This is a genomic window from Amycolatopsis minnesotensis, assembly GCF_039529815.1.
GTDB lineage: Bacteria > Actinomycetota > Actinomycetes > Mycobacteriales > Pseudonocardiaceae > Amycolatopsis > Amycolatopsis minnesotensis.
Map to the genome: position 1 here is coordinate 18,784 of NZ_BAAANN010000058.1, position 19,124 is coordinate 37,907.

A 19,124-nucleotide genomic window follows, 5' to 3' on the forward strand; every position below is an offset into this window, starting at 1 on the left:
AAAGACCGCGTCAGGTGTCGAGGAGCTGGTTGAAGAACGCGCGGTACTGGCGGAACGCGAGCCGCAGGTCTTCGGTCGCCGCTTCTCCTTGGCTCCACTGGGATTCCAGCTCGGTCTTGTGCTCGGCGAAGGTACTGGCGAGCGACCGGATCACGGCGGCGACCAGTTCGTCGGCTTCGCGCACGGCGCGCTGCGGATCGTCCACGAACCTGATCTGCACGGATTGCCAGTCTTCGCGGAACCTGCCGATTTCCTGCTCCGCGAACAACTGCGGGCCGTCTCCCGCGGCGTCCGCGGCGGGCACCCGCTCGGGCTCACCGGGTTCGGCGGAGAGCAGGTCCTCGGTGCCCAATCCCTGTTCTCCGGTGCCGCCTGTGCGGGGTTCCATCAGTTACCACCATTCGCGGTGCCGCGGTTTTGCCTGCCGTTGCGGTCGTGCTCGTCACGGTCGGCCTTGTCGGTGAGCAGATCCTCGAAAACGGTGCGGTAGTGCACCATCGCGTCCCGCAGTTGCTCCGTGGACGCCTCGGTGCGTTCGTGCGCGAGTTTTGCGCCGTGTGCCGTGCGGTAGTGCTCGAGCGTTCGGGAATGCTTTACCGAAAGGTCGGCGACCTGCTGGTCGAAATCCTCGGTGGGATAGCCGCGCTCGGCCATCAGGGCGACGAGCACCCGGTCGGCCTCGTCGACCGCGCCGGACGGGCGGTCCACGAACTGCTCCTGGATCAGCGCCCACTGCTGGGTGTAGCGCTCACGGGCCGACGGGGAAAGCGGGCGGATGTCCAGCTCCGCGTGGCGCTTCTCCCGTGCCGCGAGCTCGCGCTCCGCGGCACGGGGGTTTTCGTGGGTCTCGACGGTCCGCTCGTACTCCGGGCCGAACTTCTCCCGCAACCGCTTCCGCTGGGCCTCCTGGCGGACCAGCCAGGCGACCGCGCCGACCACGACGATCGCGATCACGACTATGACGATGACGAGCCACGTGGGCATCGCACTCTCCTCGAATCGTATCGAGCTGCACCCCCGTCAGGTGCGGGCTTCCCTGCCCGTGGTTACCGGAAACCCTTGGGGCGCGAGGTATCGCACACTTCGACCAGGTGGCGGAACGGATACCGCCACCTGAGGCCGTTGCCGGTCAGTTGTTCGCCCGGCTGGCGATCTCGTCGGCGACTTCCGCGGCCGCGGCGTCGAGAAACTCGAGGAACGCGGTGCCCGCGGGCGGTTTGGTCAGACCGCCCAGCGTGGCGGCGTACACGGCACGAGCCGGTACGTCATCCCGGTGCAGCGGAGCGAGCGCGATGTCCGGCCGGGTCGCGTCCACCGCCAGCGACGGAACGAGCGTGATGCCCAGCCCGGCCGCGACCAGGCCCTGCTTGGCGATCCACTCGGCAGCGATCAGCTCGATCCGCGGCCGGAAGCCGGCGCGCATGCTGGCGGCGAGCAAGGTGTCGTCCACTCGGCCGCGGCCGGCGACCCAGCGTTCCTCGGCGAGCTGGGCAAGCCGCAGCACGCCATGGCCGACCAGCGGATGGGTCGGCGGCAGTGCGACGAACATCGTGTCGTCGAGCAGGTGGTGCAGGTCGAGGCTCGCGGTGTCGAACGGCCGGGACGGCGCGGTGCTCACCACCGCCAGATCGATGTCGCCACTGTGCAGCTGGGCGAGCTGGTTCGGCGTCAGACCTTCGACCAGCGACAGCGCGACTTTGGCGTGGGCGTGCTGGAAGGCGGCGATCGCCCGCGGGACCAGTGCGGCGTCGGCAGTGGGAAACGCACCGATCCGCAGTCGTCCACCGACCAGGTCGCGAAGGGCGGCGAGATCGGTTCGCGCGGTGCCGAGCCGGTCGAGTACGGCCTCCGCGTGGCCGAGCAGGCAGTGGCCTTCGGCGGTGAGGCGCACGCCGCGCGGCAGCCGGTCGAACAGCAGCGCATCGGTCGCGCTCTCCAGCGAGGAGACCTGCCGCGAGATGGCGGACTGCGTGTAGCCCATGGCCTTCGCCGCAGCGGTGAACGACCCGCGCCGCGCGACCTCGCGGAAGACCTCCAGCCAGGCGGTGTCCATCGCGACCCCCATCACTCATGCGTAACTCGCATGCTAACCCTGCGAGATCTTCGCTGGTCGCATGGCCTCGTGGCGCCATAGCCTTGCCGCAGAGCCGAATCGAGGACATTCGATCGCAGCGATAGGAGCTGTTCGTGCAGATCACCTTTGACAACCCCGCGACCGTACCGGCGCCCGTCGGCACGTATTCCCACGTGGGCCGGCTGGCCGTCGGGGACGGGACCCTGCTGTTCGTCGCCGGGCAGCTCGCGGTCGACACGGCGGGCAGGCTCGTCGGCGACGGGAGCATGGCCGAGCAGGCGGAGTTCGTACTCGGGACAATCGGTGAGATCCTCAAAGCGCACGGCGCGACGTTCGACAACGTCGTCAACATCCGGACGTTCCTCACCGACATGGACGCGGTGGGCGATTACGTCGCCGTCCGGTCGAAGTACTTCACCGGCACCCCGCCGACGAGCACGACCGTCGAGATCTCCCGGCTGGCCATCCCCGGCGCGCTGATCGAGATCGAGGTCGTCGCCGCCCGCTGACAGGTCGTTCGGCGGCGTTGCCGTTTCCCTCAGCCCACCGTCGGCGCCGGGTGTTCATCCGGCGCCGACGGTGGGCGGCCTGGCCAGCAGCAGTTGGCAGACGGGCCGTTTCGGTACTGTACGGGCGCCTCGGGCCGCGGAATTCCGCCCTCGACGGCTCTCGCGGCACTCACACTTGGCACTTCTGGGGAACTCATGGCAACAGCGTCAGAAGCAACTCCGCCGGACACCGCTCCGATGCGTTCGGACTCGCCCGCACCGGAGCCCGCGGCATCCCTGACCCCGATCGCGTGGCGACCGGTGCTGGCGATCACCGCGGCACTGGCCGTCGTGCTCGTCGCGGTGAGCGGTCAGTACGGCTACTTCGTCGACGAGCTCTACTTCCTCGTCGCAGGCGACCACTTCTCCTGGGGTTACGCCGATCAGCCCTGGCTGGCGCCGGCCTTGGCGCACCTGATGGATACCGTCGCCCCGGGTTCGGTCGCGGTGCTGCGCGTGCCCGCACTGATCGCCACCGCGGCCGGCACCGTACTGACGGCCGCGCTCGCCCGTGAACTCGGTGGCGGACGGCGGGCGCAGACACTCGCGGCCGCGGTGCACGCGGGATCGTTCGGCACGCTGTTCGCCGGGCACCTGCTGGCGACTTCGACGCTCGACGCGCCACTGTGGACCGGTACGGTCCTGCTCCTGGTGCGGTGGATCCGGTACGACCGCGCGAGCCTGACCGGCTGGCGCCGCGACCGGCTGCTGCTCGGCGCCGCCGTCCTGACCGCGATCTCGCTGCAGATCAAGTACCTCGTGCCGATCCTGTGGGTGGCCATCGTGCTGGCGCTGCTGGTCTTCGGGCCGCGCAAACCGCTGACCCGCCCGCTGCTGTGGGGCGGGCTGGCGCTCGCCGCCGCCTCCGCCGTGCCGTCCCTGGTGTGGCAGGCCGCCAACGGCTGGCCGCAGTTCGCGATGACCAGCGTGATCACCGCGGAGAACGGCGGAAACGGGGGCAGGGCGATGTTCCTGCCGCTGGCGCTGTTCTGGGCGGGTGCCCTCAGCGGCGCGGCGCTGGCGGTCTACGGGGTCGTCGCGGCCCTGCGCCGCGCCGAGTACCGCCCCTACCGCTTCCTCGGGATCGCGCCCGTACTGGTCCTGCTCGCGTTCACCGTCACGGCGGGTCGTCCGTACTACGCCGCGGAGGTTTTCGCGCCGCTGTGGGCGATCTCCGCGGTCGCCGTCACCGCGGCGGCGCCCGCCAAGTGGTGGCGGTGGACGTTCAGCAAGCCGGTACTGGTCCTCTCGGCCGTGTTCGCGATCGTTGCCGCGCTGCCCGTGCTGCCGAAGGACACCGTCTCCCCCACCGACCAGTTCCTCACCAAACCGGGTACGACGGGCTGGCCGGAACTCGCCGACGGGGTGGCGGTGATATCCTCCCGGCTGGCGCCGGACACCGCGATCATCACCGGGTTCTACCCACAGGCCGCCGCGCTCGAACGCTACCGGAACGGCCGGTTCACCCAGCCCGTGTACAGCGGCAGCCGCGGCTACTGGTTCCTCGGCACGCCATCGCCGGACACGCGTTCCGTGCTGTTCGTCGGCCCGGTACCGGAAAGCCTCCGCGCCGCGTTCACCACGAGTGAGCCGATCGGCGGTTACGACAACCCGCACGGCATCCCCGTGGTGAACGGGCCACTGCAGTTCACCCTGCTCAGCGGGCGGAACCGCCCGATGGACCAGATCTGGGACGGCCTGCGCCAGCTTCGCCCCGCCTGAACGCGAACGCCCTCCGGCCCCAGCGGCCGGAGGGCGTTTTTCCGCGCTGTATCAGGCCGCGGCGAAGAACAGCGCCGCCGAGGCGGCGGTCGCCGCCAGCCGGATCACGTTGACCCGGTGGAACCGGGCGAGCTGAGCGGAGACCTCGTCGGGCGCGGACTCGGGATCCCACGCCATCACCTTCGCGTACATCGGGGTGTTCACCAACGCGGTCACCACGAAGTAGCCAACGAAGAACACCCCGCCGCCGACGAAGGCCATGGCACGCGTACCGGAGCCGTCGAGGAACAGGATCGCCACGGTGCCCAGTACCGGTACGAAGTTCAGCACCACCAGTACCGGGTTCGGCGTCGCGAACCGCAGGAAGGCCTGGAAACCGCGCGCGGCGCCGGAATCCGGCAACGAGCTCCACAGTGGACGCAGTACGGTCAGCACCACCACCATCAGGCCGAGCAGCATCGCCGAGGACACCAGCGACAGGCACACCACTACCTCATACACGGCAACGTCCCCCTCACGCGCCCTGGAACGCGCCGGGGCCGAGAAAGAGCCCGCCGCTGACGTCGATGACCTGTGCGGTGACCCACCGCGCGTCCGGAGAGGCGAGGAAGGCGACCGCGTCGGCGATGTCCGACGGCTGCCCGAGGCGGCCGAGCGCGGTGCTGGCCGCGACCCCCGCCGCCACTTCCGGCGCGTGCCGCAGCCAGGCCAGCATGTCGGTCTCGGTGGTGCCGGGCGACACGGTGTTGACGGTGATCCCCCTCGGCCCCAGTGCCGCGGCCAGCGACAGGCCGAGTGCGTTGAGCGCGCCCTTGGTCAAGGCGTACGCGGGCTCGGTCGGAACCGCGACGCGGGTGTTGGCGGACCCGATGTTGATCACCCGGCCGCCCTGGCGCAGCAACGGGAGCGCCCGCTGGATGATGAGGAACGGGGCGCGGACGTTCACCGCGATGGCGTGGTCGAGGGCTTCCGGGGTGATCTGCTCGATCGCACCCGGCAGGTGGATCCCCGCGTTGTTCACCAGGATGTCCAGCGCCTCGCCGGGCAGTGCCCGTTCCAGCCCGGTGAACAGCTCGTCCACCCCGTCGGCGGCACCGAGATCGGCACGGACGGGGTAGGCCGATCCACCCGCGCCTTCGATCGCTTCGACGGTTTCCTTGGCCGCCGTGTCGTTGCTGCCGTAGTGCACCGCGACCGCGGCGCCGTCGGCCGCCAGGCGTTCGGCGATGGCTCGCCCGATGCCCCTGGACGCGCCCGTGACGAGCGCGTTCTTTCCGGTCAGGTCGTTCATGTGTGAAACCCCAGTCGATTCGTGCGTGTTCTGCTTCAGAACCCGGTTGTCGTGCGTGCTACGGCATTCTCGCCGTCCGTGCTCCTTCCTCGCCGGAGCCAGTCCCGTACGGCCGCGGTGGTGGCCCCGGCCCGCTCCTCCATGAGTCCGTAGTGGGTGGCCGCCACGTCGACGGCCTCGTCCGCGGCCCGCCACGGTGTCCGGTGGTGGGTGACCCTGCCGTCGGTCGTGGTCGCTTCCGCGGCCCTGACGAGCAGGACAGGGCACGGCCGGTCCACCGGTTCCCATGCCGCGAACAACTCCAGGTAAGCCGCCTGCGCGAGCAGGCGGGCGTCCTCGGCGTCGTCCCGGCCGAGCACGAACTCCAGGAGGTCCGTCCGCCATCCGGCACCGAGGTCGTCCCGGAGCGGGTAGGTGTCCACCAGCACCAGCGCCGCGGGCGGGCGGCCCGCCCGTGCGCATTCGCGCGCGGTCGCGAACGCGGCGAGCCCGCCCGACGAATGTCCTAAAAGGACGAACTCGCCGGTCGCGGCGCCCGCGATCTTCCCGGCCAGTGCGGCGGCGAGCGCTTCCACCGAACCGGGCAGCCGTTCGCCGCCGAATCCCGGCAGCGGCAGGCCGAACACGTCGCGCTCCCCGTCGAATCCGCTGGCGAACGCCGCGTACTGCGCGGGCCCCGACAACGCCGTCATCGCCGCGACGCAGAAGATCGCCGGGCCGTCCGGTCCGGTCGCGAGCCGGACCGGATCCGGGAGCCCGGCGAGGTGGCTCGCCTCTTCGAACCGAGGCCGGAAACGCGCGGCCGCGGCGAGTACCGGCTCGAACTCGCCGAGCCGTTTCTCGTCGTACGCGGCGCGCATCAGGAGGCCGAGCGAGCCCGGCCCCGAGGGCTCGGCCGCCGGTGCCGAGAGCATCTCGGCCAGCTCGTCGCCCAGCTCCGCCGGTGTCGGCCGATCGAGCAGGAGAGCGGGCGGCAACCGGAGCCCGGTGGCGTCTTCCAGTCGCTTGCGGAGCCGGGTCAAGCTCAGCGAGTCGAAGCCGGTGTCGAGGAACCTGCTGTCGGCCGGGACATCTTCTGCGGCCTGGTGACCGAGCAGGGAAGCAGCGTGCTCGCGGATTACCGCGAGCACGAGGTCCCGTCGCGGTGCCCCGGTCACGGCCAGCAGGCGATCGCGCTGGGACTCTGCCGGTGCGGCGGAATCCGCCTCCCCCGTCACCGGCACGGCGGCGAATTCGGAGAACAGCGGCGCCGGGCGGAACGCGGTGTAGGCGCGCAGGAACTTCGACCAGTCCACGCGGGCGGAGACCAGGCCGTCTTCGGGCAGGTGTTCGAGGGCGCGGACGGCACGTTCCGGCGTCGACGCGAAGATCCCCTGCCCGCGCAGGGCGGCGCGGAACCGGTCCCCGTCCGGCATGCCCTCGACGTGCCACGGCGCCCAGGCGACGGTGACCACGGGAACGCCCGCGCTCCGGTACGCCGCCGCCAGCGCGGTGAGGAATGCCTCCGCCGCCGCATTCGCCCCGTGGTCGGCGACACCCCACACCGCGGCCACCGAGGTGCAGACGACCACCTTTTCCAACCTCGTGCTTCCGGCCCGCGCCAGCAGTTCGGCGATTCCCGCGACCTTCGCCTCGAGGAACTCGGCCAGACTGTCCACATCGGTCTTCGCCAGCGAGGCCAGTTCCGAGGGACCGTCGGCGGCGTGCACCACCATCGTCGGATCACCGAGCCGGTCGTACGGCGTGCCCGCATCCCGGACGGTGACCTCGGCGCCGCTCGCGGCGAGGTCCTCGGCAAGGCGTGCCACATCGACCTCGTGCCGCGCACCGTCGGCGACCAGTACCAGGTGCACACCGTCCCGCGCGAGCCACCGGGCGGCCCGCGCGCCGACCACGCCACCGGCGCCGGTCACCACGATCGTGCCGTGCGGGTGCCCGTCGTCGGGCCCGCCGGGTCCGCCGGGTTCGGCGCGGGTGAGGCGCCGGACGTACAGCCCGCCACGGCGGATCGCGATCTGGTCCTCGGAGCCGAGCGCCCGCACCGCCGACACCAGGTGCCCGCCGGACTCACCGGTCAGTTCCTCCGGCAGGTCGAGCAGACCGCCCCAGCGCAGCGGGTGTTCGACCGCGGCGACCATACCGAGCCCCCACAGCATCGCCTGTTCCGGACGCGGCACCCGGTCGGCTCCGGTCGCGGCCACCGCGCCGCGGGTGAGGCACCACAGGCGGGCCGGACTGTCCAACTCGGACACCGCGTCGACGAGGGCGAGCAACCACAGCGGCGCCATCGGGACCGACGGCCGCGCGGGATGCCGCCGCTCGTCGGCCGCGGGCAGGGCCAGCACGCCCGCGACCCCGCCGGTGACGACCTCGGCCAGCCGCGCGCGAAGGTCCGGCTCATCAGCAAAGGAAAGCAATCGCACGTCGGCGCCACGGCTGTTCAGCGCGTCGAGCACCCACCCGGCCGTCGCGTCCTCGCGGCCGGCCTCGGGAACCGCCACGACCCACGTCCCCGGCGCGGTCGCGGGCGGAACGCCGATCGTCTCCCAGACGACGCGGTAGCCGGCGTCCTCCCCCCTGCTCCGCCTCGGCTCCGGCCAGCAGCGGACCCGTTGGAAGGCGTAGGTCGGCAGCGGGACCGCGGTGGCTCCCGAGCCGTCGTAACAGCGCTTCCAGTCCACGACGATCCCGGCGCAGTGCGCCCTCGCCACCGCGGTGGCGAACTCCGCCGGGCCCGATTCGTTCCGCCGCAGGGAGCCGAACACGCTGACGCCCGGCACGCCCGCGGTGTCCGCGACGTCCTGGGCGCCGGTGACCAGGACCGGATGGGGGCTGCACTCGATCACCGCGCGGTACCCGGCGTCGACCAGGGTGCCGATGGCGTCGGCGAACCGTACCGGCCGCCGCAGGTTCTCGTACCAGTAGCCGGGACCGGGTTCGGTGAGCCACTCGCCGGTGACGGTGGACAGCCAGGGCACGACGCCGGGACGCGCCGCCGCCGAGATCGCCCGCACCCCGTCTTCGATCTCTTCGACCTGGGCGCTGTGGGAGGCGTAGTCGACCCCGACCTCCCGTACGGTGAAGCCCGCTTCCCGGCACTGCGACGTGAACTCCTTCAACGGCCCCGGAGCACCGGATACGACAGTGGTCAGCGGGCCGTTCACCGCGGCGAGCGAAAGGCTGGCACGCCACGGTTCGAGGCGGCGCACAACCTCCTCGGCCGGAGCCAGCACGGAAAGCATCGCGCCCTTGCCCGAAAGCACTGACAGCGCCCGGCTGCGCAGTGCCACGACCCTGGCCGCGTCCTCGGTCGTGAGCACGCCCGCGACGCACGCGGCGGCGATTTCGCCTTGCGAGTGCCCCACCACGGCGGCGGGCTCCACGCCCTGCGCGCGCCAGAGCGCCGCGAGCGAGACCATGACCGCCCACAGCGCGGGCTGGACGACATCCACCCGGTCCAGTCCCGGCGCGCCGGGCGCACCGCGGACGACGTCGTGGAGGGACCAGTCGACGAACGGTGCGAGCGCCGATCCGCATTCGGCGAACTTCTCGGCGAAGGCCGGGTACACCCCGAGGAGGTCGGCCGCCATCCCGTTCCACTGGGACCCCTGCCCGGGAAAGACGAACACCGGGCCGCGCTCGGTTCCCGGCACCACCCCGCGCTCGACGCCCGGAGCGTCCGCGCCGGTCGCGAGTGCTGCCAACCCGTCGAGCAGTTCCTCCCGGGATGAGCCGAGTACCGCGCCGCGATGCGCGAAGACGGCACGTTTCGTCGCCAGGGTGAAGGCCACGTCGGACGCGTCGAGCCGGGGCCGCGCGGACACGTGGTCCCGGAGGGCGGCCGCCTGCGCCCGCAGCGCCGCGTCGGTACGTCCCGAAACCAGCCAGGACACCTTCGCGGGCGCGGCGGTCCGCGGTCGGTCCGCCGTCGCTCCACCGTGCTGTTCCAGCAGGATGTGGGCGTTGGTGCCGCTGATGCCGAACGACGACACCGCGCCGCGGCGGGGGCGTCCGGTGGCAGGCCACGGCGTTGCCTCGGCGAGCAGCTCCACCGCGCCCGCCGACCAGTCGACCTGGCTGCTCGGGACCTCGGCGTGCAGTGTCTTCGGGAGCGCCCCGTTGCGCAGCGCCTGCACCATCTTGATCACCCCGGCGATCCCCGCGGCCGCCTGGGTGTGCCCGATGTTCGACTTGACCGAGCCGAGCAGCAGCGGGTGCTCCCGGTCCTGACCGTAGGCCGCCAGCAGGGCCTGCGCCTCGATCGGGTCGCCGAGCCGGGTGCCTGTGCCGTGCGCCTCCACGGCGTCCACATCGGACGGTTGCCAGCCCGCGGTCGCCAGCGCCTGCCGGATCACCCGCTGCTGCGCCGGGCCGTTCGGCGCGCTGAGCCCGTTGGACGCGCCGTCGGAGTTCACCGCCGACCCGCGCAGCACGGCGAGCACGGGGTGCCCGTTCCGCTCCGCGTCCGCCAGCCGTTCGAGCAGGACCAGCCCGGCGCCTTCGGCGAACCCGGTCCCGTCCGCGGTGTCGCCGAACGCCTTGCACCTGCCGTCCGCCGCGAGCCCGCGCTGCCGCGAAAACTCCACAAGGGACAGTGGCGTCGACATCACGGTGACCCCGCCCGCGAGCGCGAGCGAGGACTCACCCGAGCGCAGCGACCGCGCCGCGAGGTGCATCGCCACCAGCGACGAGGAACACGCCGTGTCCACCGTCAGCGCCGGGCCTTCCAGCCCGAAGGAGTACGCGATCCGTCCGGAAAGGACACTCCCGGAGTTCCCGGTGGCCAGTTCGCCCTCGGCGCCGGTTTCCGCGTGGGCGAGCAGCGTCGGGTAGTCCTGGCCGTTCGTGCCCGCGTACACGCCGGTCCGGGTCCCCCGCAGGGACGCGGGATCGATGCCGGCGAGTTCGAATGCCTCCCAGGCGATCTCCAGCAGCAACCGCTGCTGCGGGTCCATGACCAGTGCCTCGCGCGGGGAGATGCCGAAGAACCCCGGGTCGAATCCGCCGACACCGGTGATGAACCCGGCCTGGCGGACGTAGCTCGTCCCCGCCCGGTCCGGATCCTCGTCGTACAGGGCGTCCAGGTCCCAGCCGCGGTCGGCAGGCAGATCCGACAGCAGGTCCTCGCCGCGGGCGAGGGCCTTCCACAGCTCGTCCGCGCTGCCGATCCCGCCGGGGAAGCGGCAGCTCATCGCGACGATCGCGATCGGCTCGCTGTCCCGTGCCCGCAACCGCCGGATCTGCTCGTGGGCGTCGTCCAGTTCGGTGGTCACGCGCTTGAGGAAGTACCGCAGCTTCTCCACATCGGTCACGAGATATCGAACCTCTCCCCGAGGTAGCTGAAGATCTCGTCGTCCGTCGCGGCGTCCAGCCCTTCCTCCGCGACCGGCGAGTTCTTGTTCCACCGCGCCAGCAACGCCTTCAGCCTGCTCGTCACGTCCTCGCGCTCGTGCTCGCCGACCTCGGCCACCTCGGTCCCGGACAGGGTTTCCTCCAGCCTCGCCAGATCGGCGGACACCGATCGCGACCGCGGTTCCGCACCGCCGAACAGCTCGTCGAGCAGGTAGCGCACCAGACCTGCCGGGTTCGGCTGGTCGAAAACCACGGTCGCGGGCAACCGCAGCCCGGTGACCAGGTTCAGCCGGTTGCGGAACTCGATCCCGGCCACCGAGTCGAATCCGAGGTCGCGGAACGTGCGCTCGGGTGCCACCTCCTCCGTGCCCGCGTGCCCCAGTACCGCGGCGGCCTGTTCGCGCACGAGCCGGAGCAGCGCCCGCTCGCGTTCCGGTCCGTCCATTCCGGACAGGTGGGCGCGCGCGTCCTCCGTACGGCCCTCCTTGCCGACGGCGGGCCTCCTCCGCGCCCCGCCGTCGACCAAGCCGCTGAGCAAGGGCAGCAGGGTGCCGGAATCAGCCTGGACGCGCAGGCTCGCCTCGTTGAGGCGGACCGGCACCGTCACCGGCCGGCCGACGGCCAGCGACGCACCGAGCAGGGCGAGCCCCTCGTCGGCGGACAGCGGATCGATTCCCCGGTGCGCCATCCGCTCGGTGTAGGCGTCGTCGAAACGGCCCGCCATGCCCCCGCGTTCCTCCCACAGCCCCCAGGCAAGTGACTGGGCAGGCAACCCGGCCCGGCGGCGGTGTTGCGCGAAGGCGTCCAGGAAGGAGTTCGCCGCGGCGTAGTTGGCCACCCCTGGACCGCCGAGGAGGCCGGTGATCGACGAATACAGCACGAACAGCGACAGCTCGGCGTCGCGGGTCAGCTCGCCGAGGTTGACCGCGGCGTCCACTTTGGCCCGGAACACGCTGTCCACCTGTTCGGGTCGCATCGAGGTCAGTACGGCGTCGTCGAACGTCCCGGCCACGTGCACCACACCGCGTAGCGGCGCCTCGGGCGGTACCGCGCCGAGCAACTCGGCGAGCGCTGCCCGGTCGGCGACGTCGCATGCGGCTACCGTCGTCTCGGCGCCGAGCCCGGTGAGCTCGGCCGCCAGCTCGGCCATGCCGCCCGCGTCCCCGCCCCGCCTGCTGACCAGCAGCAATCGGCGCGCACCGTACTCGGTCACCAGGTCGCGGGCGAGCAGCCTGCCGAGTCCGCCGGTCGCGCCGGTGACCAGCACCGTGCCGTCCAGATCGGGCCGGGCCGCGGCCCTGCCGCCCGGCAGCGGGACCAGCCGTGGCACCAGCACCCGGCCCGCCCGGATCGCGAGCTGCGGTTCCGCCGACGCGATCGCGGTGGGCACCCGCAGCCACGACTCCGGCATGCCGTCCACGTCGAGCAGGCTGAAGCGACCGGGTTCCTCGACCTGGGCGGACCGGAGCAGGCCCCAGACCGGGGCGGCGGCGAGCCCGGCGAGATCATCGGTCTCACTGGCGATCACCGCGGACGTCGTCACCACGACCAGCCGCGACCAGGCGAAGCGCTCGTCCGCCAGCCATCCCTGCACCAGCTCGAGCACTCGCGTGGTCACCAACCGTGCCGCACCGGGCAGGCCGTCCGGCCCGTCCGCCGGATCCACGCGCACGACCACCACGTCCGGCACCTTGCCCTCGGCCAGTCCGGCCAGGTCCCGCGCGCACCCGGACCGCAGGTCCGCGGGCAGCGGCAGTGCTTCCGCGCCAAGCGTCATCCAGCCGTCGGCGGGGAGCGCGTCGGGAAGGACGCCGGGCAGCGCGGTCCAGTCCACGCCGAACAGCGTTCCGCGCGGGCTCTCCGGTCTCGCGCCGTCGAGCCGCGGAACGAGCCCGAGTTCGTCGACGGTCAGCACCGGGTTGCCCGCCTCGTCGGTCGCCAGCACTCGAACGGCACCGGGTCCGGCCGACGACATCGTGACCCGCAAGGCCGAAGCACCGGCCGCGTGCACCGCGAACCCGCGGCACCCGGCCGGGCTCAACCGCTTCCCCTCAGCACTGCCCGCCGCCTCGGCGATGCGGCTCAGCAGTCCCGGATGCAGTACGAAACGGGACGGATCGGCGGCCTCGGGAAGCCGGACTTCCAGCCCGGCCACCGGGCTCGACGGCGGGGTGTCGCCGAGCGGCGCGAGCAGGCCCGAGGCGTTGCGCGTCCAGTGCTCCCCTTCCGCCACCGTGTGCACCGTGACCGGGCGCTTGCCGTCGGCGTCTTCCGCACCGACGGAAACCGAGATCCGCAGCGCACCCCCGACGGGCACCACGAGCGGTTCCGCCACGGTCAGCCGCTCGACGACCGGGCAGCCCACTTCGTCACCGGCGCGGACCGCGAGTTCGAGCGGCAGCCCGGCCGGATCCTCGGCCAGCGCGGGTTGCGTCGCTCGGGAAAGCCTGCCCGTCAGCACGATCCCGCCGTCGCCGGGTCCGGCCACCGCGGCACCGAGCACGGCGTGCGCGATCCTGACCTGGCCCACCGCCTCGACATCCCCCGCCGGTGCCGGGTCGAGCCAGTACCGCCGCCGCTGGAACGCGTAGGTCGGCAGGGCGATCCGGCTCGTGCCGTGGCCGTCGAAGAACGCGCGCCAATCCACCGGAACACCGCGCGTGTGCAGCGTCGCCAACGCCGTCACGATCAGGTCCGGCTCCGGCCGCCCCTTGCGAAGTGCTGGAACGAGGGCCACGCCGTCCCCCGACACGCAGTCGGCGGCCATTGTGGACAGTCCGCCGTCCGGACCGAGTTCGAGGAAGACCGTGACGCCGTCATCCTCCAGTGCGCGAACGCCGTCCCGGAAGCGGACGGTCGCACGCACCTGGCGCACCCAGTAGTCCGCTGAGCGGAAGTCGTCTTCGATCCTGGCTCCGGTCACAGTGGACACGACCGGGATGGCCTGCGGTGCGAAGGACAGGGTCTCCACGACGGCGCGGAACTCGCCGAGGATCGGATCCATCAGTGGTGAGTGGAACGCGTGCGACACGGCAAGGCGTTTCGTCTTGTGCCCCTGCTCCGCCAGTCGGCAGGCGATTTCCAGCACGGCGTCTTCGGCACCGGAAAGCACCACCGACTCCGGACCGTTCACGGCGGCCAGCGCGACCGGAACGTCCAGCCCCAGGGTGATGTCCTTTTCCGGCGCCCGCACCGAAACCATGGCACCACCTGGCGGCAGCGCCTCCATGAGCCCGCCCCGCGCGAGCACGAGACGGCAGGCGTCCGGTAGCGAAAGCACGCCCGCGGCGTGCGCGGCCGCGACCTCGCCGATCGAATGTCCGATGAGGACATCGGGCCGCAGGCCCCAGTGGGTGACCAGCCGGAACAGCGCCACCTCCACCGCGAACAAGGCCGCCTGGGTGAACAGGGTCCGGTCGAGCGGCGCGGCGGAACCGGGCTCGGCCCACATCACCTCCCGAAGCGGGCGCGGCAATCCCGGGTCGAGCAGGGCGCACACCTCGTCGAGCGATTCCGCGAACACGGGGAAGGCGCGGTAGAGGTCCCGCCCCATGCCGAGGCGCTGGGTGCCTTGCCCGGCGAACAGGAACGCGATCCGCGGGGTACCGGCGTTGCCCTGGATGACGGTGGGATCCGCCGCCGCGATCGCCGCGAGCCCCTGGACGAGATCGGCCCGGCCGGTGCCGACGACGGCCGCCCTTCGTTCGAACCCCGTCCTGGTCGTGGCGAGCGCGTGGGCGACAGCGGTGAGATCCGCGCCGCTCTCGACGAGGCCGCGCAGGCGTTCGGCCTGGGCGCGCAGCGCGGTGCCGGTCTTGGCGGACAACAGCCAGGGAACGGGGTGCCCGATTTCCCGTGCTTCCGGACGGGCTTGATCGGGTGCCTGTTCGAGCACGACGTGGGCGTTGGTGCCGCTGATGCCGAAGGACGACACCGCGGCCCGCCGGGGCCGTCCGGTTTCCGGCCACGACCGGGCTTCGGTGAGCAGCTCGACCGCGCCCGCCGACCAATCCACGTGCGGTGACGGCTCGTCCACGTGCAACGTCTTCGGCAACACCCCATGCCGCATCGCGAGAACCATCTTGATCACCCCCGCCACCCCGGCGGCTGCCTGCGTGTGCCCGAGGTTCGACTTCACCGAACCCAGCCACAACGGTGCTTCGCGGTCCTGGCCGTAGGTCGCCAGCAAGGCTTGCGCTTCGATCGGGTCACCCAGCTTCGTACCCGTCCCGTGCGCCTCCACCACGTCCACATCGGACGGAGTCAGTCCAGCGCCGTTCAACGCCTGGCGGATCACCCGTTGCTGCGACGGACCGTTCGGCGCGCTCAACCGGCTCGAGGCGCCGTCGGAGTTCACCGCCGACCCCCGCACCACCGCCAGTACCTCGTGCCCGTTCACCACGGCGTCCGACAAGCGTTCCAGCAGGAGAACCCCGGCGCCTTCGCCGAAGCCGGTGCCGTCCGCGGCCGCCGAGAACGCCTTGCACCGGCCGTCTACGGCGAGTCCCCGCTGGCGGGCGAACTCGGTGAACAGCATCGGCGTCGAGATCACCGTCGCACCGCCCGCCAGCGCGAGCGAGGACTCACCGGACCGGAGGGACCGGACCGCGAGGTGCAGGGCCACCAGTGACGACGAGCACGCCGTGTCGATGGTGACCGTGGGCCCTTCCAGGCCGAAGGTGTAGGCCAGCCGTCCGGAAGCGACGCTCGCGGAGGTGCCGTTGGCCAGATACCCGGCGGACGCCTCCGGCACGGAGTCCAGCGCGCCGCCGTAGTCGTGGTACATCACCCCGACGAACACCCCGGTATCGCTGCCGCGCAAGGAGGTCAGGTCGATCCCCGCGCCTTCGACCGCTTCGTGGGCGGTCTCCAGCAGCAGCCGCTGCTGCGGGTCCATCGCGAGCGCTTCGTTGGGCGAGATCCCGAAACAACCGGCGTCGAAATCGGCGACCCCGTGGTAGAAACCACCTTCCCTGGTCTGGCCGGTCTCCCGTCGCTCCCGATCGGTCAGCGGCGGCAGCTCCCACCCCCGGTCGGAGGGGAACTCGGAGATAGCGTCACGGCCCTCGCTCACCAGCCGCCACAGGTCGTCCGGCCGCTCCACCCCACCGGGGTACCGGCAGCCCATCCCGATGATCGCGATCGGCTCGGTCGCGCTGTCCCGTGCTGCCCGCAGCTCCTGCCGGGTGCGCCGCAGGTCAATGGTCACCTCCTTGAGGAAGCGCCGGAGCTTCTCTTCGGTTTCCCGCATCGGTCCCGCTTCCTTCGGCGTCGACGGTGTGCTCATGAGATCCCGAACTCCTTGCCGAGCAGCTCGAACATCTCGTCGTCGCTCGCCGACTCGATCTCGCCGTCGGACACGTCATCCGGCCCGCTCGCGTCGGTCACCCCGGCGAGCATCGCCCTGAGCCGCGCCACCACCTTCGCCATCGACCCGGCATCGGCGTCCAATCCGGACAGTGCGCCCGCCATCCGGTCCAGCTCGCCGAGCAGCGGGCCGACCGGATCGACCTCCGCCGGTTCGAGTTCCGCGCACAGGTACTTGACCAGCGCCGCCGGGGCAGGATGGTCGAACACCACGGTCGGCGGCAGGCGGAGTCCGGTCGACGCGCTGAGCCGGTTGCGCAGTTCCACCGCGGTCAGGGAGTCGAAACCGGACTCCAGGAAACCGCGGTCCAGATCGACGTCGGCGGGGACTTCGTGGCCGAGCACCGCCGCCATCTCGGCCCGGACGAGATCGAGCAGCACGTCCCGGCACTCGGCCTCGGACTTGCCCGTGAGCCGGTCCTGCAGGGAACGGGTGTCGCTACGCGACGCTCGCGGCACGGGTTTCGTGATGGTGAGGTGTGCGGGGATGAGGTGGGGTTCGGTGGTGGTGTGGGTGGTGTCGAACAGTTCGAGTGCGTGTCGGGTGGTCAGGGGGTGGATGCCGTTGCGGGTCAGCCTGTCGAGGTCTTGCTGGGTGAGGTCTTGGGTCATGCCTCGTTCGGCCCATAGGCCCCAGGACAGGCTGGTCGCGGGCAGGCTGTGGTGGTGACGGTGGTGGGCGAGGGCGTCGAGGTAGCTGTTCGCTGCCGCGTAGTTGCCTTGTCCTGGGCTGCCGAGGACTCCGGCGAGGGAGGAGAACAGGACGAACGCGGAGAGGTGGCGGTCCTGGGTCAGCTCGTGCAGGTTCCAGGCGCCCTCGACCTTTGGCCGCAAGACCGCTGCCAGCCGGTCGGGGGTCAGCTCGGCCAGTGTGGCGTCGTCGAGCACACCGGCGGTGTGGACGACCGCGCTCACCGGGTGTTCCGCGAGTACTGCCGAGACCGCGGTCCGGTCGGCGATATCGCAGGCCGCCCATCGCACCTGTGCGCCCGCGTCGGTGAGTTCGGTGTGGAGGGTGTCGTCACGACCACCGCGGGACAACAGCACCAGGTCCCGCACGCCACGTTCAGCGACTAGATGGGAGGCCAGTACTCGGCCCAGTGCGCCGGTGGCTCCGGTGATCAGGACGCAGTCTTCGGTTCCGATGCCGGGTGTTGTGCCGGTGAGTTCCCCGGCACGGACCAGACGCGGCACCCATGCACCGTCCGTTCGCAGGCGCCATTGGGGTTCGTCTTCGTGTGCGGCGGCGGCGAGCACGGTCTCCTGTGCCACCTCCGGAGCGGAGTCGATGAGTACGAACCGGCCTGGGTGTTCGGACTGCGCCGCTCGCACCAGACCCCAAACTCCAGCACTGTTCAAACCGTCGTCGGTGACCACCACCAGGCGCGCGTCCGCGGTGCCGGGGTGGTTCAACCACGCCTGCAGCAACTCCAGAACCCGAGTCGTCGTCACCACCGCACCACCACCGGGCTCGACACGAGCCACCACGATCGGCGGCACGGTCTCCGCGCCCAGCCGCTGAATCACACTGTCCACATCGGACCACGACACCTCACCCGTGGAGACCTCGGCCGGGGTGGCGGGGTGCCAGTCGAGGCGGTGGAGGTGCCGGTGTCCGGCATTGGGGGTGTGGATCTGGTCGGGGCTGATCGGGCGGGTGCCCAGTTCGTCGACGGTCAGTATCGGCTGGTTGGTTTCGTCGGTCAGTACGACTCGTATCCCGGATCCGGCCTTGCTCAGCCGTGCCCGTGCGGTCACCGCGCCAGTGGCGAACACCCGTACTCCGGTCCAGGAGAACGGCAACCGCAACTCGCCCCCAGTATCGGTGCCAGTGCCGGTGCCGGTGCCGGGGATCAGCAGGGCGTGCAGTGCCGAGTCCAGCAGTGCCGGATGCACCACGAACCCGTCCACGTCCACCTGCTCGGGCAGCGCGACCTCAGCGAACACCTCGCCACCCGCCCGCCACACCGACCGCAGGCCCTGGAACACCGGCCCGTACTCGAACCCGCGACCGGCCAGCACCTCATACACCCCAGCGATGTCCACCGCCACCGCACCCACCGGCGGCCACACCCCACCCACATCGATGTTCCCGGCCACCAACGCACACACCACACCGACCGCGTTACGCACCCACTCCCCTTCCCCGACCCGGGAGAAGACCTCCACCCCACGACCACCGGACTCCCCGGCCTCACCCACCACGACCTGCACCCGCACACCATCATCACCCACCACCAACGGCGCCTCCATCACCAACTCCTCCACCGCACCACACCCCACCACACCACCAGCACACACCACCCACTCCACCAACGCCGCACCCGGCACCAACACCGAACCCCACACCCCATGATCGACAAGCCACGAACACGACCCCACCGACAACCCACCCAGCAACACCACACCCCCACCAGCCAACCCCACCGACACACCCAACAACGAATGCACCACCGGGGAGAGCCCGAGTTCACCGGGGTCCGGTGTGGACGAACGGAGCCAGAAGTCGCGGTGCTGGAACGCGTAGGTCGGCAACTCCACCAGTTTGCGGGGGCCGCCGAAGACCGCGTCCCAATCGGGCCGGACTCCCCTCACCACCAGTTCCGCCAGTGCCGTCATCGCAGAGGTCGGCTCGGGCTGGTTCGCGCGGAGGAACGGCACGAAACCGAGTTCGTCTCCGGTGAGGTGGTTGTGGGTGAGGGTGGTGAGGGTGGTGTCGGGTCCGAGTTCGAGGTAGGTGGTGATGTCGTGGTGGTGGAGGGTGTCGAGT

The 19,124-nt window shown here is 71.4% G+C and carries 8 protein-coding genes and 2 pseudogenes; 2 read left to right on the forward strand and 8 right to left on the reverse strand.

Annotated features, from left to right (window positions below):
• Positions 1 to 10: 10 nt before the first annotated feature.
• The 3 genes from ABD256_RS40925 to ABD256_RS40935 all read right to left on the reverse strand — a co-directional run bounded on the left by ABD256_RS40925 (position 11) and on the right by ABD256_RS40935 (position 2,065).
• Positions 11 to 388 (reverse strand): hypothetical protein, encoded by a 378-nt coding sequence (locus ABD256_RS40925; protein ID WP_344431242.1) that lies wholly within the window; start codon positions 386 to 388, stop codon positions 11 to 13.
• Positions 388 to 984, reverse strand: coding sequence for a hypothetical protein (locus tag ABD256_RS40930; RefSeq protein ID WP_344431244.1), 597 nt, complete (start codon positions 982 to 984; stop codon positions 388 to 390). Before ABD256_RS40930 ends, ABD256_RS40925 begins: the two co-directional genes overlap by 1 nt.
• Before the next feature lie 145 nt (positions 985 to 1,129).
• Entirely contained in the window at positions 1,130 to 2,065 is a 936-nt protein-coding gene (locus ABD256_RS40935; protein ID WP_344431246.1) for a LysR family transcriptional regulator, read from the reverse strand.
• Between the two features lie 122 nt (positions 2,066 to 2,187).
• Between ABD256_RS40935 and ABD256_RS40940 the strand changes: the two genes are divergently transcribed.
• Both ABD256_RS40940 and ABD256_RS40945 read left to right on the forward strand, forming a co-directional pair.
• Positions 2,188 to 2,583: a RidA family protein gene (locus ABD256_RS40940; protein WP_344431248.1), complete on the forward strand. Its 396-nt coding sequence runs from the start codon at positions 2,188 to 2,190 to the stop codon at positions 2,581 to 2,583.
• Between the two features lie 237 nt (positions 2,584 to 2,820).
• The gene (locus ABD256_RS40945; RefSeq protein ID WP_344431250.1) at positions 2,821 to 4,344 is read left to right on the forward strand and encodes an ArnT family glycosyltransferase; all 1,524 of its coding nucleotides are present in this window, start codon (positions 2,821 to 2,823) and stop codon (positions 4,342 to 4,344) included.
• A 51-nt stretch (positions 4,345 to 4,395) separates the two neighbouring features.
• On the opposite strand, the gene ABD256_RS40950 is transcribed toward ABD256_RS40945, so the two are convergent.
• The 5 genes and pseudogenes from ABD256_RS40950 to ABD256_RS40970 form a co-directional block, all read right to left on the reverse strand.
• Positions 4,396 to 4,845 (reverse strand): anthrone oxygenase family protein, encoded by a 450-nt coding sequence (locus ABD256_RS40950; protein WP_344431252.1) that lies wholly within the window; start codon positions 4,843 to 4,845, stop codon positions 4,396 to 4,398.
• 13 nt (positions 4,846 to 4,858) lie between these two features.
• Positions 4,859 to 5,635, reverse strand: a complete 777-nt coding sequence (locus ABD256_RS40955) for an SDR family NAD(P)-dependent oxidoreductase (RefSeq protein WP_344431254.1) — start codon at positions 5,633 to 5,635, stop codon at positions 4,859 to 4,861.
• Between the two features lie 35 nt (positions 5,636 to 5,670).
• Positions 5,671 to 10,848 (reverse strand): annotated as a pseudogene (locus ABD256_RS40960) (beta-ketoacyl synthase N-terminal-like domain-containing protein); the annotation flags it as partial.
• A 95-nt stretch (positions 10,849 to 10,943) separates the two neighbouring features.
• Positions 10,944 to 16,229, reverse strand: a pseudogene (locus tag ABD256_RS40965) (SDR family NAD(P)-dependent oxidoreductase); the annotation flags it as partial.
• Between the two features lie 41 nt (positions 16,230 to 16,270).
• Positions 16,271 to 19,124, reverse strand: a 2,854-nt coding sequence (locus tag ABD256_RS40970) for a type I polyketide synthase (RefSeq protein WP_344431261.1), incomplete at its 5' end; no start/stop codon positions are given.